This is a genomic window from Pseudomonas sp. KCJK9058, assembly GCF_046230975.1.
In the GTDB taxonomy this organism is placed as follows: Bacteria; Pseudomonadota; Gammaproteobacteria; order Pseudomonadales; family Pseudomonadaceae; genus Aquipseudomonas; species Aquipseudomonas alloputida.
In genome coordinates, this window is record NZ_JBJJLR010000122.1 from 1 (window position 1) to 595 (window position 595).

A 595-nucleotide genomic window follows, 5' to 3' on the forward strand; every position below is an offset into this window, starting at 1 on the left:
AAGCTTGTCGGCCGGCAAGGTCGAGGCAAACTGCCAGGCCTTGCGCCCCATGGCGTCATAACCGAAGCAACTGGTGAGCTTGCCCTGGGTGCGGTACACCTCACGATGCAGGTCATCGCGCGCCATGTCGCTGATCACCTGGCCGTCCAGGTTCGCTGGTGCAGGTGTCCGCTGCCGTATTACAAGTAGTTGGACTTTCGATCATCCGTCGGGGCGTACTGGTGACGGCGATGGATCGAATTGTAAGCGTAGTCTACCAGCAGCAACGTTAACGCCGAGGCGGTTGGAGATCTTATCGCTGTTCAATTCAAGCGAACAACCGGGATGACTCCGGTTGCTTAGTATCATTCATTCGAAATACCATTAGGAAAATCCTGAATAATCTCTTTTGGCACAGAGCGTAGAACGGGCGCTCTCAACAGACTTAATTAAATGTTTTGCTGGCCCCACTTAAAGGCAGCAGGACCAGAAGAACACACTTGCTGTTAAAGATTAAACTTGGATTTCGGTCTAAATATTGAAATGCTCTTTCACGTCTTTGTCGCCCATAGGGGAATAGGATGGGTAATCACACTTACTTCCTACCAAAGAGGTT

1 pseudogene is annotated in these 595 nt (G+C 50.6%); it reads right to left on the reverse strand.

The features are described from left to right. Positions 1-206 (reverse strand): annotated as a pseudogene (locus ACK59Z_RS25865) (sugar-binding protein); the annotation flags it as partial. Between the last annotated feature and the right edge of the window lie 389 nt (positions 207-595).